General features: G+C 67.6%; 14 protein-coding genes. 7 read left to right on the top strand and 7 right to left on the bottom strand.

The window, feature by feature from the left end; translation table 11 throughout:
• The first annotated feature begins 180 nt into the window (after positions 1 to 180).
• The 3 genes from P3T29_RS23490 (at position 181) to P3T29_RS23480 (ending at position 3695) form a co-directional block, all read left to right on the top strand.
• Entirely contained in the window at positions 181 to 1620 is a 1440-nt protein-coding gene (locus P3T29_RS23490) for a hypothetical protein (protein ID WP_280718572.1), read from the top strand.
• Positions 1617 to 2873, top strand: coding sequence for an ATP-binding protein (locus tag P3T29_RS23485; RefSeq protein WP_280718571.1), 1257 nt, complete (start codon positions 1617 to 1619; stop codon positions 2871 to 2873). The genes P3T29_RS23490 and P3T29_RS23485 overlap by 4 nt, the downstream gene beginning before the upstream one ends.
• 234 nt (positions 2874 to 3107) lie before the next feature.
• On the top strand, positions 3108 to 3695 hold the full coding sequence (locus P3T29_RS23480; RefSeq protein ID WP_280718570.1) for a hypothetical protein: 588 nt from the start codon (positions 3108 to 3110) through the stop codon (positions 3693 to 3695).
• 75 nt (positions 3696 to 3770) lie between these two features.
• Here the strand turns inward: P3T29_RS23480 and P3T29_RS23475 are convergent, their stop codons facing one another.
• A complete protein-coding gene (locus P3T29_RS23475) occupies positions 3771 to 5117 on the bottom strand; it encodes a hypothetical protein (protein WP_280718569.1) in 1347 nt (448 codons plus the stop codon).
• A gap of 10 nt (positions 5118 to 5127) precedes the next feature.
• Positions 5128 to 5808 (bottom strand): hypothetical protein, encoded by a 681-nt coding sequence (locus P3T29_RS23470; protein ID WP_280718568.1) that lies wholly within the window; start codon positions 5806 to 5808, stop codon positions 5128 to 5130.
• A gap of 109 nt (positions 5809 to 5917) precedes the next feature.
• Here P3T29_RS23470 and P3T29_RS23465 point away from each other — a divergent pair, with 109 nt between their 5' ends.
• Positions 5918 to 6781: a glycosyltransferase family 2 protein gene (locus P3T29_RS23465; protein ID WP_280718567.1), complete on the top strand. Its 864-nt coding sequence runs from the start codon at positions 5918 to 5920 to the stop codon at positions 6779 to 6781.
• On the opposite strand, the gene P3T29_RS23460 is transcribed toward P3T29_RS23465, so the two are convergent.
• From P3T29_RS23460 to P3T29_RS23445, 4 genes are all read right to left on the bottom strand, one after another.
• Positions 6778 to 7785: an NAD-dependent epimerase/dehydratase family protein gene (locus P3T29_RS23460; protein WP_280718566.1), complete on the bottom strand. Its 1008-nt coding sequence runs from the start codon at positions 7783 to 7785 to the stop codon at positions 6778 to 6780. The genes P3T29_RS23465 and P3T29_RS23460 overlap by 4 nt on opposite strands.
• A gap of 70 nt (positions 7786 to 7855) precedes the next feature.
• Positions 7856 to 8059 carry a hypothetical protein gene (locus P3T29_RS23455; RefSeq protein ID WP_280718565.1) on the bottom strand — a complete coding sequence of 68 codons (204 nt, stop codon included), beginning with the start codon at positions 8057 to 8059 and terminating at the stop codon, positions 7856 to 7858.
• Positions 8056 to 8205: a hypothetical protein gene (locus P3T29_RS23450; protein WP_280718564.1), complete on the bottom strand. Its 150-nt coding sequence runs from the start codon at positions 8203 to 8205 to the stop codon at positions 8056 to 8058. The genes P3T29_RS23455 and P3T29_RS23450 overlap by 4 nt, the downstream gene beginning before the upstream one ends.
• Positions 8202 to 8438, bottom strand: coding sequence for a hypothetical protein (locus tag P3T29_RS23445; RefSeq protein WP_280718563.1), 237 nt, complete (start codon positions 8436 to 8438; stop codon positions 8202 to 8204). Before P3T29_RS23445 ends, P3T29_RS23450 begins: the two co-directional genes overlap by 4 nt.
• Before the next feature lie 216 nt (positions 8439 to 8654).
• On the opposite strand from P3T29_RS23445, the gene P3T29_RS23440 reads away from it, so the two are divergent.
• Complete coding sequence (locus tag P3T29_RS23440; RefSeq protein ID WP_280718562.1) at positions 8655 to 10037, top strand: Tat pathway signal protein; 1383 nt, start codon at positions 8655 to 8657, stop codon at positions 10035 to 10037.
• Positions 10038 to 10050: 13 nt separating this feature from the next.
• On the top strand, positions 10051 to 10542 hold the full coding sequence (locus tag P3T29_RS23435) for a TrmO family methyltransferase (protein WP_280718561.1): 492 nt from the start codon (positions 10051 to 10053) through the stop codon (positions 10540 to 10542).
• A gap of 698 nt (positions 10543 to 11240) precedes the next feature.
• Here the strand turns inward: P3T29_RS23435 and P3T29_RS23430 are convergent.
• The gene (locus P3T29_RS23430; protein ID WP_280718560.1) at positions 11241 to 12803 is read right to left on the bottom strand and encodes a DnaB-like helicase N-terminal domain-containing protein; all 1563 of its coding nucleotides are present in this window, start codon (positions 12801 to 12803) and stop codon (positions 11241 to 11243) included.
• A gap of 257 nt (positions 12804 to 13060) precedes the next feature.
• On the opposite strand from P3T29_RS23430, the gene P3T29_RS23425 reads away from it, so the two are divergent.
• Positions 13061 to 13582, top strand: coding sequence for a helix-turn-helix transcriptional regulator (locus P3T29_RS23425; protein WP_280718559.1), 522 nt, complete (start codon positions 13061 to 13063; stop codon positions 13580 to 13582).
• The last annotated feature ends 267 nt before the right edge of the window (positions 13583 to 13849 follow it).

The raw sequence follows: 13849 nt of genomic DNA, 5'->3' as shown, positions 1-13849 counted from the left end.
GCAGCGACACGCGAAGGCCCACCCTCTCACCCGAGAGGACAAACCGGGCGAACCAGTCTCACGACCCGTCAGTGATCACCGCTGACGAATCGAGGCAGGGCCAAGTTCGAGCAACGGGTGCTCGGCGGAAGGGAGTTCAATAAGCTCCTGCTCGGAATTAATGCAGAGCCTAACCGGTTCGTGGAAGACCCCCGAGACAGTCGGCGCTGGTGGATCTACATCACCTTGCCCCCCAATGTTCGAGAGACATTCGATCTGCACCTTGAGGTCCTGTGCCTGTCCGCCTCGTACGAGAGGGTGGAGCCGCGCACTCTGGACACAATTGCGAAGCGATTGAACGACGGTGAGGCCCGGCTTGATCCCGACTTCGCCATCCTGCTGACCCCGGACCCAGCCGCAGTCGACCTCGTCCGGCGTCGCCGTGGCCAGCTCGCCGTCTTGGTGATCAACTCGAACGACCTGCTCAGCGGATCCCCGATGGGGCTCCGCGAGCGCATCGCGCAGATCATGGTCACCCACGACCACTACGACCTGACGCTCCCCATCACCGAACCCGCCGCGTTCTACGGACGGCGGGCTGAGGTGGCGGAGCTGGAATTCGCGCTTGACCGGGGGCAACCTGTCGGGGTCTTCGGTCTCCGTAAGGCGGGCAAAACCTCGTTGCTCAACTACGTTGCGCAGCGCCGAGCAGGTCTCGGCAAGCCCGTGGTCCGGCTAGACATCAGCGGTCTGCAGACCGTCCACGAGTTCCAGCTGGCTTTGCTGGAGATGTGCCACAAGGCTGTTCGGCAGCACGGCGGTGCGGTGCCCCGCCTGATGACGCTCACCCGGGAAGGCAACCCGAACCCTACTGTTCAGACTGGCACATTTTGGATCCGTGACCTCAACGCCCTGTTGGACGCGCTGCCTGGCCGCCTGGAGCTGTTCATCGATGAGATTGACCAGGCATGGCCCGGCCGTTCCAACCTTGGGTCGGAGGAAGCCACTGCGGTCCTGAAGGCCCTCACCCAACTGCGCGGTGTAGTTCAGAGCCGGGAGGCCGAGGGCAAGGACGGAATCGGTATCGTCTGCGCCGGGGTGGATCCCGCCATTTTCGAGAGACCACTCCTCGACGGCCGCGACAACCTGTTGTACAAGTTCGTCAGACTAGCCTTCCTCTCTCCGATGAAGCGGGAAGAGATGCAGGAAATGGTCCGTAGCCTCGGCAAGCGGATGGGGCTGCGCTACTCGGACCATCACACGATCGACTTCCTCTTTCGGGAGTTCGGCGGCCATCCGCTGCTCACCCGGAAGGCGTGCTCCGTGGCGGCCAGTAAGCGTCCCGACTTCGAGATTCCCTGGCACGTCCCGCTGTCCGCGCTCGAAGACGCGTCGGAGATGCGGGGGCCCAACACCCCCCGATCTGAGGTCAGAGACGTGCTGGACTCCTTCACCGCGTGGTTCGGGGACGAGGCGGCCATGCTTCCGCTGCTGTGGTCCGAGGATCCGGAGGAGCGCGAGGAAGCCAGAGAGTGGGCTCGGAGCGAGCCTGACATGGCCGCGCATCTGGTGTCATACGGCATTACCGACGAGAGCTGGGCCCCGCGGATCCACGCCATGCGTGCGCTGGTGCTGAGATGAAGCTGTTGCCGTCGCAGCGGCAATGGGTCCAGGCCGTATGCGAGCACTTGATCGACGGGGAGACCGTCATCGTTCGCGGGGCGCCGGGTTCAGGCAAGTCCACTCTGCTCGACGCCGTAGCCCGGGAACTGGGGGATACAAGTGTGTCCACCCGAGGACGCCAGTACACCGAGCAGGACCAGGACGCGCGCAGGGAGGGCTTCCAGAAGCGGGTCTATGAGGCGCTCAGCAGGCATGGCACGGCACACCTGCTCTTTGACGACTACCCGCACGCCCTACAAAGGACGCACGGGGTGCGGCTACAGCGACAGTTGTTGCATTTGCTCGTCGATGGCGAGTACGCGGTTGACATCGGGGCGCTGCTGACGGGGCGCTGGGCGCGCAGCATGCACCTGGTCAGCAGCGGTTCCCCACTGGTGGCACGAGCGCGGGTGATGCCCTTGCCAGGCACGGTCGAGGCCGACTTCGAGGCCGTCGGCTGCACCCGGTCGGCGGAAGCCGTCGCGACTGTAGGCGGCAACACCGCGCTGCTGGCGAAGGTAACCGCGGTCTTGGACCGGCCAGCCCTTCACCAGGCTCGCATGACGGCCGAACTGCAAGCCCCCCGGTGGGTCCAGGACGTGCCGTGGGAAGCCGTCCAATGGATCAAGGACGTGGTGCGCGACGGGCCCGCCGCCCCACCCTCGGACGACCTCGCTACCGAAGCCCTGGCTCCCCTGATCTTCCCGGCAAGTGATGGGCGGTACGACGTAGTGAGTGCGCTCCGGTCGAGCGCGGCCCTCGCCGAACTGGACGGTCGGGCCCCGACATGGCCCGATCGCTGGGCGGAGTCGGTCGCTACCTTCTGCGGGCTACTCTCCGGAGCACCAACGGTGATTTGGGCGGACCGATACCTAGCCGTCGATCCGCCAACGCTGCTGCAGTTCATCCAGGCAGTCCGAGTATCCTGCGGCACCCGGATTCTGATGCTGATCGCCAAGGACCAGGCTCAAGGGGTCGACGCCTCTGCGGTGGCTGCTTTCGCTGCGCTGGACTGCGAGATCAGGACGATGCACCCAGGCGACCGCAAGCAGCTCCACGACCGGCAGCTCATCTTTCTGGGTGGTCGCCAAGGCGGTGTGGTGATGCCCACGGGTGGGGTCGTGCTGTGCAAGGATCCCCCCGGATCGGCGATGGCCATCCAGGCCCCTCTGCTCGACCAGAATCTGATTCGCGACGCCTGGGGTCGAGGCCGTGTGCCTGGCGCACCCTGACCTCCGTCCGGCGGTCGCGCTTTCGGCCCCGCCCTGGAATGGGGCCAGGACGGGGCGGCCGGCAGCTGGACGAGTTTGCGATTTTGGGTGGTCAACTGCTCCCGGCTCAGGTAAGAATGCGCTCGCGCCACACCTTGGCTGTGCGCCCTACGGCCGTTCGATTCAACGGCTTGTCTCGCTGATGGGTGCATGTCTAATCGTTCTGGGCGTCTCATTGGAATGGGAAGGGCCGCAGTGATATCGCATGAGGGAATTTTTCAACTGGCCGCAGCTGACAAGGGTACTGACTGGAGGCTATCTCTTGCGGTAGCGGCGGTTCCTGCCCTGGCGGCAGTATCGGCGGCGATCATTGCCGCACGGGCGGCCAAGTCGGCCAGGCGGCTTGAATTGGATGTGCAGCGTGTCCGCGACCTTGAGAGTAGGATCTCGGAGAAGAAATACGAGACCTATAAGCCGATGATCAATTTCTTCAGTGAGCTGATGAGCTCAGTGCGGCCCACGGAAGAAGAGTCGCGAAGTCGAATATCGGACTTCTCGACATGGATTAGCATTTTTGGGTCGGATGAGTCGGTAAAGGCATTTCATAACTTCATGCAGGCGGCCTATCATGCTCCACCGCCCGTGGTCTTGATGAAACTATACGCGGATTTTGTTGTTGCCGCCAGGCGCGACATGGGATATCCGGAGACGAGCATAATGCCAACTGACTTCCTGGGGATGAGAATCAATGACTTGTACGAGAGTGATCTTCTGGCGAACGTAAACAAGTCACTTCCTGAAGTATGCGCTGAGGCTCGTTGGACCCCACCATGGCAGCAGTAGGAAGGAATTATTCGGACCTCCCGCCCCTGTAACGCTAATCGTGTACGCCAGGAGGGACTATATTGTCCATCGCCCTCACATGATTGAGTTCTGTGCCCTCTGCCGAAGGTGTCCTGCGGCCTTCCCCGTCTGGTCCCTGCGCATGGCGGTCATGGACAGCTCGGCGAGGCGGGGAAGGAGGGTGAGGTCGAGCTGCTCGACTGGGTGCAGTAGGCCGCGTTCGCAGATCTCTGCGGCCCATACCGTGTAGGCGGATCGCGGGTAGGCCGTGTTGATTCCGATCTCGCCCTTAGGGATCGTGCCGTTGAACGGGGTCGGGATGCCTTCGGTGTTCCAGTAGGCCCATGCCTCAAGGGCCTTGGCCTGCTCGAAGGCGAGGTAGAGCTGCGGGTAGCGGTCGATGATGCGCATCTCGCGGAAGATGAGCTGGCCCAGCAGGTGTGGCGTGGTCGCTGCGAGGGCGTCGAAGTCCGCGTCGCGGAACGTGACGGACGCCGCGTCCTGGCTGGGCGAGAGTGCCACGGTGGCGAAAAGGTGTGACAGGCGCCGCCTGGTGAAGCGGGCCACCCCGGAGGTCAGGCCGGCCTCGATCTGCCGGGTGAGCTGGAGGAGAACTTCGTGTCGCGGGTTGAAGCGGGACAGGTCGAAGAGCTTGTCCATGCCCTGGACTGCGGAGAACGCCAGCCGCTTGTAGAGGCGGTTGTTCATCTCTCCGAGCTTGGAGTACGCCTTGGTCTCATGGCTCGTGGAGTGGAGCAGCAGGTACTCGGACAGCACTTCGAAGTAGAGGTAGCCGAGGAACGGGAAGGTCGGCACGGTGGTGGCGAGCTGGTCGATGAACTCGGCGTCCGGTGTCGGCTTTCCGGTGGCGTTGGCGAGGAGGGTGTCGAGGAAGGGCGCCGCTGCACGGAGCCGGTCCAGCACTGCTCGGCGGAGCTGGGCGTCTTCGGCCTCGGTGAGGAAGCTGCGGTGGGTGAGGTAGGTGCGCAGGTGGATGGCGCCCAGCCGGAGGTAGTCGATGCCCTTGGGCGGCACGGGGGCGTCGGGGGTGATCTCGAAGACGAGGGTGCGGGTGTGCTTCTTGGTCTCCAGCAGGTAGGTGCCCAGGTTGTGGGGGCGTAGGCCGGCGGGTTCGGGGGTGAGGGGTGCGCAGTAGAGGGCCGCGACCAGGCAGCCGGTGGAGGCGTAGAGGTGTCCGCTGGTGCGGATCGCGTCCAGGGCCATGGTGGTGTGCATCAGGTGGATGGGGCGTCCGGCGGCCAGCGTATTGGTCATGGCGTTGCCGCTCAGCAGCCAGCCGTTGGGTGTCTCGTGTGTGAGGTGGTGGCGCCAGTCGGCTTCGGTCTCGGCGAGGCCGGACGGGCCGGGTCGGGTGGCGCTGCTGGTGTGGTCGGTGTGGGCGTTGTCCCACTCGCTGTGCATGGATGGCCTCCTACTGCTGGGGGTTGAGGATCTGGCTGGCGTGGATGAGCGCGCTGTGGTTGGTGGCGCCGTTGAGTCGGGCCTGTTCGCTTCGGACGACGAGGTCGAAGGCGACGGGGTGGAGCCATGCGGGGATGACGATGCGCAGGTGGGACGTGTCAGGCCACCAGCGGGTGAGGGGAAGCCGGTAGCGGTCCAGGCAGTCGGCTGCCTTGAGCAGGTCGATCAGGTGGCGTGCCTGGTGGTAGGCGAGGTTCTGCTGCGGGGTGAAGCCCGCGTACGGGACATCGTGCAGGCCGATGGCGTCGGCTGCCTGCGCGGCAAGATCAGGAGGCAGCTCCCGGCCGAGCATGGTGGTCACGGCGTGCTGGTTGTGGGTGAACCAGAGTGCTGCCCGTCGGCCGTGTCCGGGATCGTCGCGGTCGTCGCCCCGCCGGCAGTCGTGGACCGCTGCGGCGGCGCACAGGGCCGCGGTGTGATCGAGGTCGAGCCCGTACCCCTGGGCGAGCAGACCGGCGAGCAGGGAGACACGGGCGTTGTGCCGGATGCCGTGGATGGAGTCGACGAGCTGGGGCTCCGCGAACCAGGTGGCGTCCGGTACCAGCATGAGCGGCGGATGTGGCAGGGTGGGCGGCGCTGCTGAGGCTTCGGGCCGGTTTCCGGCGATCCAGGCGAGTGTGTCCTGGTCCATGACCTGATGGGCTGGAAGGCTCCGGTTCTCGGCGAGTTCTCTGAGCGACGCGGTGCTGTGATCCGGCGTTCGTGAGGTCATCTCTGATTCCTCGAAGGGAAGAGGTTCGGTGGGCGTCAAGCTGGGCGTGGCGATCCTGACCATGGGCACGCGGCCGAAGGAGCTGGCCGAGCTGCTGGCCTCGGTGGAGATGCAGACGGTCAAGGCCGCGAAGGTCGTGGTGGTCGGCAACGGGTGTGCGTTGCCGGAACTGCCGTCGTGGGTCGAGGTCGTGGAGCTGGCGGACAACCTCGGAGTGACCGGAGGCCGGAACGTCGCGCTGGAGCACCTGCGGGACGTGGACGTGGTGATCGACCTGGACGACGACGGCCTGCTGGTTGCCGACGACGTCCTCGCCCGGATCACGGCCCTGTACGAGGCCGACCCCGGGCTGGGCATCGTGAGCTTCCGAATCGCGGACGAGACCGGCGTCACCCAGCGGCGGCACGTCCCCCGGCTGCGGGCTGGTGATCCGATGCGTGGCGGTGAGGTGACCGGCTTCCTCGGCGGTGGCCACGCGCTGTCCTCGAAGATGCTGGAGCAGGTCGGGGGCTGGCCGGACGCCTTCTTCTTCGCGCACGAGGAGACCGACATGGCCTGGCGGGCGCTGGATGCCGGATGGCGGGTGCTGTACGTTCCCGAGCTGCTGCTCCAGCACCCGCGTACCAGCCCGACCCGGCACTCCTTCTTCTACCGGGTGAATGCCCGAAACCGCGTGTACCTGGCGCGCCGTCACCTCCCGGCCCTGCTGGTGCCGGTCTACCTCGGCGTGTGGGTGGCGCTCACCGTCGCCCGGACCCGGGACACGGCCGGGCTGAAGGCGTGGTTCACAGGCTTCGCCGAGGGCTGGCGCACACCGTGTGGCAGGCGCCAGCCGATGCGCTGGCGCACGGTGTGGACCATGACCCGGCTCGGCCGGCCCCCGATCATCTAGGCCGCTGCCGGCTGGCGCATCCAGTCGGGGATGGCCTCGGGGGTGGCCTTCAGCCAGGCCACGTAGCGGGCGACACCTTCCGCCATCGTGATGCTCGGCCTCCAGCCCAGCAGCTCCTCCATCCGCTGGACGGAGGCGTAACCGCCCTCGGGGTCGCCGGGCGGCATGGGCGTCTCCACCAACGGGACGTCCGGGTAGTGGCTGCGGACGAGCTCGGCAACCTGCCGGATCGAAGTACCGCTTCCGGTGCCGATGTTGATGGTCTCGTTGTGGGCGCGAGGTGCGACCAGCGCCCGCAGAGTGCCGGTGGCGATGTCGTCCACGTGGACCATGTCGCGGATCTGGTGGCCGCCGCCGTTGAGGTGCAGCGGGAGGCCGAGCGCGGCCCGCATGGCGAACCAGGCGACCACCCATGAGTGGCTCCGCTCCTTGACGACCTGCGGCTCGCCGTAGACCGAGAAGTACCGCACCACGGCGTACGAGATGCCGGCGCCGCCGAGCACTGCGGCGGTCTGGTACTCGCCCCATGCCTTGCTGTTGCCGTACACCGACACCGGCTGGACCGCCGCACCCTCAACGAACTGCGGGCTGCCGTTGCCGTAGACGCTGGCGGAGGAGACGAACACCATCCTGCGCACCCGGCCCGAGGCGGCGACGGCGTCCAGGACGCGCTGGGTGCCGGTGATGTTGGTGTCGATGGCGTCCAGCGGTCGGCGGGTGCAGGCTGCCACGTCGGCCAGGGCGGCGGCGTGGATCACGTAGTCGCAGCCGGAGATCACCTTGCGCATCAGGTCCGGCTCGGCGATGTCGCCGACGATGAAGTCCGGGTCGGAGGCGTCGATGCCGAACCGCTCGCGGTACACCTCGTGCGGGTAGGCGTCGAGCTTGCACACCGAGATGGGGTGGGCGCCGAGCTGGCGGAGCTGGGACGTGATGCGGCTGCCGATGAGGCCGCCGGCTCCGGTGACCAGCACGGACTTTCCTGAGAGCTGTTCGAGGGACAAGACGTTCTTCCTCTCACACGCGGGATTGGTGGGGGCGCAGGGACGCGGTAGCCCGCTGGCGGTGCTCGTGTCAGCTGTCGTGGTGTTGCGGGCAGCGGCAGGCAGGCCAGGTGGCCGACGGGTGGTAGGCGTATGCGTCGGGTTCCGATTCCACGGTGATGACGCCAGAGTCGGCATACCGGGTACCGTCCTTCGCGATCTTGAATGTGCGGATGTACAGGCCCTGGTGGCGCTCCTCGGGGAGCTTGAAGTCCGGGGAGTTCTCGATGCTCACGCCGCCGACTCCCGGTGCCGCTCGCGGCGGCGACGACCGGCAGCGAGCTGATGCAGGACCAGGGCTCGTCGGCGGGCGCGTTCCCGGTTCGGGACGAAGATGACGGTCCGGTTGCCGGCCTGGATGTGGAGCTCGGAGCTGTTCACGCCGCGCTCCCGAAGCGGATGCTCCTGGTCACGTCGCAGGGCCAAGGGCTCTTGCACCGGACGCACAGCCCGTCCTTGCTGCGGTGCTCGTCCAGCAGCATGCGATTGCTGGTCGCCGCAGTGCTCTCCCGCGTCGGACTCATGGATCGGCGCGGGATCGGCCGGCTGGGGTCCGCGAGCGTGGAGGTGCCATTGAGGCTCCACGGGTGCGGTGTGCGGTCGGTAGTTGTCATCAGCGTCTCCGGGGTCGCGAGTTGGCGGGGCGGCTCTCGATGCCGAATGCATGGCAGGAGCCGCCGCAGGCCGCAGCTCCGCAGGGGTCCAGGACCCGAATCGGCCCACCCGGCGAGCGGCATGCAGTTAGTGAACCGCCTAATCGCTACTGGGAGTACGGTGTTGGGCACGCTATGCGGTTTAAGCGGTTTAACGGCCCGTCAGGGAGGTGCGCTTTGGCGCCGACGAGGGAACCGAACGAGCGGCTGCGGAAGGTCATCGACGAGACGAAACTCTCCGGCGATGCGATCGCGCGCCTGGTCAGGCGGGTGGCGGCCGAGCATGACGAGCTCTTGGAGACCAACAAGTCGAGCATCACGCATTGGAAGAACGGCGGTCAGCCGGCCGGAAATGTCGGTGCCTTCCTGGCCGAGGCGTTGGGTCGCGCGCTCGGCGGACGGGTCGTGACGCTGGAGGAGATCGGGCTGATCGCGCCCGCACCCCAAAATCCCGACTGGGACGCCGATACGCTGAGCGCGCTGGCCGAACTCGGGAGAACCGACGTGGACGTGGAACGCAGGCGGGCGCTGGGGGTGGCGGTCTATTCGGTGGCCGCGCTCTCCCTGCCCGGCGAAGACTGGTGGCAGCGCATGGCCGAGCGGGGCAGTGCGCGCAGCTCTGCCGCAACCCGGCGGGTCGGCCCTGGCGACCTCGCGGCCGTCCGCGACATGACCACCCTGTTCTCCCAAGTGGACCAACGGCGAGGCGGTGGTCACGCCTGGACGTCCGTGGTGCAGTACCTGGCGACCGACGTCACCGCCTACCTGCGAGGTAAGTTCACCGACGAGCGTATTCGCCGTGATCTCTTTTCCGCAGCCAGCGAACTCGCCTACCTGGCGGGTTGGATGGCGTTCGACGGCGGCCAGCACGCAACAGCGCAGCGGTACTTCTCCGAGGCGGTGAAACTCGCGGCCGAGGCCGGCGATCCGCCGATGGCCGCTCACGTGCTGCGCGCGATGGCGCACCAGGCCATCGACCTCGGACACCACCAGCAGGCACTCAATCTCGCCGCCGCATCCGTCGACGGCGACCGGTACGCGCTCGCCTCCCCACGTGAGCGGGCTCTCCTCGGCGTCGTCCACGCCCGGAGCCTGGCCGCTGCCGGCCGCAAGAACGCCGCCGCCAAGGCGCTGCTGCGGGCCGAGGACGACCTGTCCGCCACGAGCGACGGCATCGCCGAGCCGGACCGGGTGTTCTTCTTCGGTGAGGCCAGCCTGGCCCACGAGACCGCGTGCGCCCTGCGCGACATGGGAGACCTCGACGGCTCCGTCCGCGAGTTCCACCACAGCGTCCGCACCCGCAAGGCAACGAAGTTCACCCGCACCCACGCGGTGACGCTGGGATATCTCGGCTCCGTGTACGCGCAGATGAACAACATCGACCGGGCCTGCGGCACTTGGTCGCAGGCGCTCGATGCCATGGACGGCGTACGGTCCGGCCGCACCCGCCAGGCCGCCGCCGACATGCGCACTCTGCTCTCCCCTTACCGGCGGCGCGGTACCGCGGCGATCACCGAGATCGACGCACGCGCTGCCGCATACCTGACCGAAACAGCCTGATGAGGAGTCACTGATGGCAGACCGTGAGACGTTCGAGGTCGAGGCCCTCGGCCACGTGGTCGGCGGGCGGATCGAACCAACAGACGACTTCTGGGGCGGCACCCGGGCGATCATCCGGCTGGACGGATCCCGCTTCACTGCCGATGCGACCAAGGGGCTTGAGGACTTCTCGCACCTGGAGATCGTCTTCCGTTTCCACCTCACCGACCCGACCGACCTGAACCTCGGAGCCCGCCGGCCTCGGGAGAACCCAGAGTGGCCGGAGGTCGGGATCTTCGGCCACCGCAACATGCGGCGCCTGAACTGGCTCGGGGTCTCCCGCTGCCGCCTGATCAAGGTCGATGGCCTGGACCTCCACGTTGAGGACCTCGACGCTGTCGACGGCACGCCGGTCCTGGACGTGAAGCCGTGGTTCGGTGAGATGGGACCTCGCGGAGAGCAACGCCAGGCCGAATGGACGACTGTCATGCTCCGCGACTACTTCGCGCCTACGGCCAGTGACTGACGGCGGACCGTGACTGTCCGATCGCGAGCATCGGTGGCTCTGCCTCCCTGCTGCCACTGGTTCCGGGCTTGCCCTCGCACCCCTGGGCGAGGGCAATTGCGGCGGCGGGCCGTAGGACCGTCCAATGCGACAACTTGCTCCGGCTTCCGGCGGTCTGATCAGGATTCGGATCACGGTGATCTCTTGTTGCTGGCTCTACCTGGTTTCAGCGGGCGGCGGCTTGGAGTCTCCTCGAAGGCGGGGCGTTCACGGTGGGGCGTACACGCGAGCCCCCTTCTAAAGGGGGGCTCGCGCGTGAACGCTGGGTCGCGTGGACGGCGTGTACGCCTCCGTGATCGCTCTACCTGCGGTTTCTTTGCTCCGCGTGGACGGTGTGAACGGCTTTCGCCGGCCCCTTCGCGGGAGGGGCGCGTGTACGGTCCCGTGAACGATCCGCGCCTGGTGTCGGTGCCCGGTTGGGCTGGTGATCCGCTCACTGACCGGCCGCCCGGTGGCCCTGGCGGGTGCCGCCCGTTGGTCGTTCGACGGGCCGGTCAGCAAGTCGGCGGGCTGCTGGCCGCGTGGCACTCCGGCCAGTTCGGTCGGTCGGAGTGACCGGCTGACCGGAGCCTCGGTCAATGGGGTCGGTCAGTACGACGGACTGACCGGGAGCGCGGTCACTGTGTTGCCCCTGGTCAGTCCGGTCACTGTGGTGGCGGTTACGAGACGGCGGTGATGTGCCGGGCGGAGGGGCGGTAGCGGGCCTGCTGGCCGCCTCCGGCGCCTCCGGCGGTGCCTTCGGCCTTGACCGCGAGTCCGGTCTTGACGAGGCGGTCGAGGTGGCGGCGGGCCTTCTCGATGTCGGCGCGGTCGGGGTTGGCCTCGCCGGTCAGGGCGGTCGCCAGGTCACGGGTGGTCAGGCCGTCCGGGGCGGCGCGCAGGAGGGTGACCGGGTCGAGGGTGGGCTCGACGTAGGTGGTGCCGCGCTGGTGGTCGTGGACGACCGGCAGGGGGCCGATCTCGCCGGTCACGGTCTTGAGGTGGTGGATGGTGACCGCCGGGTCGCCGGCCTCTCCGGCGATGAACAGGACGCTGCCCGCTCCGGCGGTCAGCCACGTCGACCCGTACACCCGGTCCAGGGTCGGTCGCATCCCGCGTGGGGCGTCAGCGGCGGCCTTGCGCTGGTGGTGGAGCTCCATGATCTGGACACCTGCGCGCAGGGCGCGCATGCGGGCGTTGTTGAAGGCGACGGCGAGGGAGTCGTCCACGAGGGTGCTGACCGCGTCCTTGAGGCTGTCGATGACGATGGTGTCGGCGCGGTGGGCGGCGGCGAGTTCGGCGAGGAGGTCGGGTTCCTTGTCGAGGGTGGCGGGCAGCGGTCCCTGCCACACGGCGAGCCGGTCACGCAGGTGGGCCTCGTCGGCTGGGGTGATGCGGCGGGCCATGGCACGGGCGATCTGCTGGGGGCGGTCCATGGCGAGGTAGAGGACGCGTTCGCCCTCAGCGACGGGCAGGTCGAAGACGGAGGCTTGCAGGCCGAGGCGGGCGAGGACGACCTGGTGGGCGATGGTGGTCTTGCCGACGCCGGGTGCGCCGACAATCATCAGGCTTTCGCCGGAGGCCCAGGCGGTCTGTTCGCGGGTGCCCCACAGGGGTTCCTTGTCCGCGCCGGTCTTGGTGACGAAGTCCCAGCCGTTGACGATGTAGCGGGACAGGCGGCTGCTGCCGGAGGCCAGAGCGCGCTCGCGCTCGGCACGGATCTCCGTCTCGACGGCCGTGCGGATCTCGTCCGGGTCGGCACCCGGAGTCAGCGCGTGGTGGACGGTGCGGATGCCGGTGGCATGCAGAGTCCGCAGTTGGGCGGCGCGGCGCACGATCTGCGCGTAGTAGTCGGCGTTGTCCGTCGAGGGCGGCGCGACGGCGACCAGCGTGTGGAGGTAGGACGAGCCACCGACGCGGGAGAGATCTCCCTTGCCCAGCAGGTGGTCCGCGAGGGCGATGGGGTCGGTCGGGGCGTCCTCGGCGCGCAGGGCGAGGATCGCGCGCCAGATGGTCTCGTGGGCGGGCCGGTAGAAGTCGCCCGCGTCCAGCGTGCCCCGGACCTGATCCACCGCTTGGTGCTTCAGCATGCACGCGCCGAGGACCGCCTGTTCGGCGTCGATGTTGTGCGGCGGTTCCCCGGAGGTGGTGTCGACGAGCGCGGGGTGGGGCTCCGACGCGCGGTGTTCCCGTCGCCGGTCGTGGGATGACGGGCCTGGCGGCGGGGCCGTAGGCTTGTCCACAGCGGTGTCCTCACTCGGAGGATTCGGGCGGCTACCCGGTTCCTCCGTTGTCGACTGTTCCAGGGATGGGCGGTTTTCGAGGTTCTGCGTTTGGCCCTCGGCGTTCGTAGCGTCGGGGGCCTTTTGCGTCGTGCTGCCGGGTGGCTGGCCCGACTGGCCGATGCAACTCGGCTCAGTTGCGTTTCATCTTGCATCACGTTAACGTCGTGCCCGACGCATTGCAAATGGGCTTAATGACGATGCATGGAGGGTTGACCATGGCTGACGAGGACCGGCGACAACGGCTGGAGGGGGAGGAGAACGTCGCGCGGCGCATCAAGATGGAGCGCGAGGCGCGCGGGTGGAGTACGGCCACGCTCGCCGAGCGCCTGACCGAGGCCGGCTACCCGCTCAACCAGTCGGCGGTGTGGCGCATCGAGAGCGGCGAACCACGTCGCAGGGTCAACCTGGACGAGGCCATCGGATTCGCCAAGGTCTTCGACATCTCCCTGGACAACCTGGTCGGACCACCCGAGATCGCCGCGAACACCCACGTGAAGCGGCTGCTGGCGAACTTCGCCGAGAGCTGGCAGAAGTCGGTCGACGCCCGCAAGGAGATGGACCGTGCCCGCGAGGCGCTCGACTCCTACGGCCGTGCCCACCCGAACCTCGAAGAGCTCATCAGAGCGATGATCACCCGGGTCGTGGCGGACGCGGCCGGTGACGACTACCGCTCGCCGAACTTCCCGCCCGGTTCCTCCGGCGCGGAGGGTCTCGGTGGCCAGGAAACGGAGGCGTAGCCAGAGCATCCGAAGGTGTGCCCTGGGCACCCGAGAGCACCTCCTGTACGCCGCTGGTCCCGCACGTCAGTTCCTGCCGCCGATCCGATGATGACCAGCATCATGCCGGGTATCCGACGGTTTGGTGCGGCCGGAATCTGCGGCTAACGTCCCGTCCCGCCGGTTCGACCGCAGGCTTCGCCAGCCCGTGAACCCCTTTACCAGCCACGCCCTCCGCAGCCCCTCGGCGCTACGAACGCCGGGGGTCGACACGCGGACCCGCACGAC

Source organism: Kitasatospora sp. MAP5-34 (assembly GCF_029894335.1).
Lineage (GTDB): Bacteria > Actinomycetota > Actinomycetes > Streptomycetales > Streptomycetaceae > Kitasatospora.
The sequence above is the reverse complement of the archived record's forward strand: the minus strand, read 5'-3'. Positions and strand labels throughout refer to the sequence as shown.

Excerpts from the sequence above, each read along its gene's own strand:
- P3T29_RS23485 (WP_280718571.1), top strand. The coding sequence starts at position 1,617 with ATGAAGCTGTTGCCGTCGCAGCGGCAATGGGTCCAGGCCGTATGCGAG.
- P3T29_RS23435 (WP_280718561.1), top strand. The coding sequence starts at position 10,051 with ATGGCAGACCGTGAGACGTTCGAGGTCGAGGCCCTCGGCCACGTGGTC.
- P3T29_RS23470 (WP_280718568.1), bottom strand. The coding sequence starts at position 5,808 with ATGGACCAGGACACACTCGCCTGGATCGCCGGAAACCGGCCCGAAGCC.
- P3T29_RS23475 (WP_280718569.1), bottom strand. The coding sequence starts at position 5,117 with ATGCACAGCGAGTGGGACAACGCCCACACCGACCACACCAGCAGCGCC.
- P3T29_RS23425 (WP_280718559.1), top strand. The coding sequence starts at position 13,061 with ATGGCTGACGAGGACCGGCGACAACGGCTGGAGGGGGAGGAGAACGTC.
- P3T29_RS23445 (WP_280718563.1), bottom strand. The coding sequence starts at position 8,438 with ATGACAACTACCGACCGCACACCGCACCCGTGGAGCCTCAATGGCACC.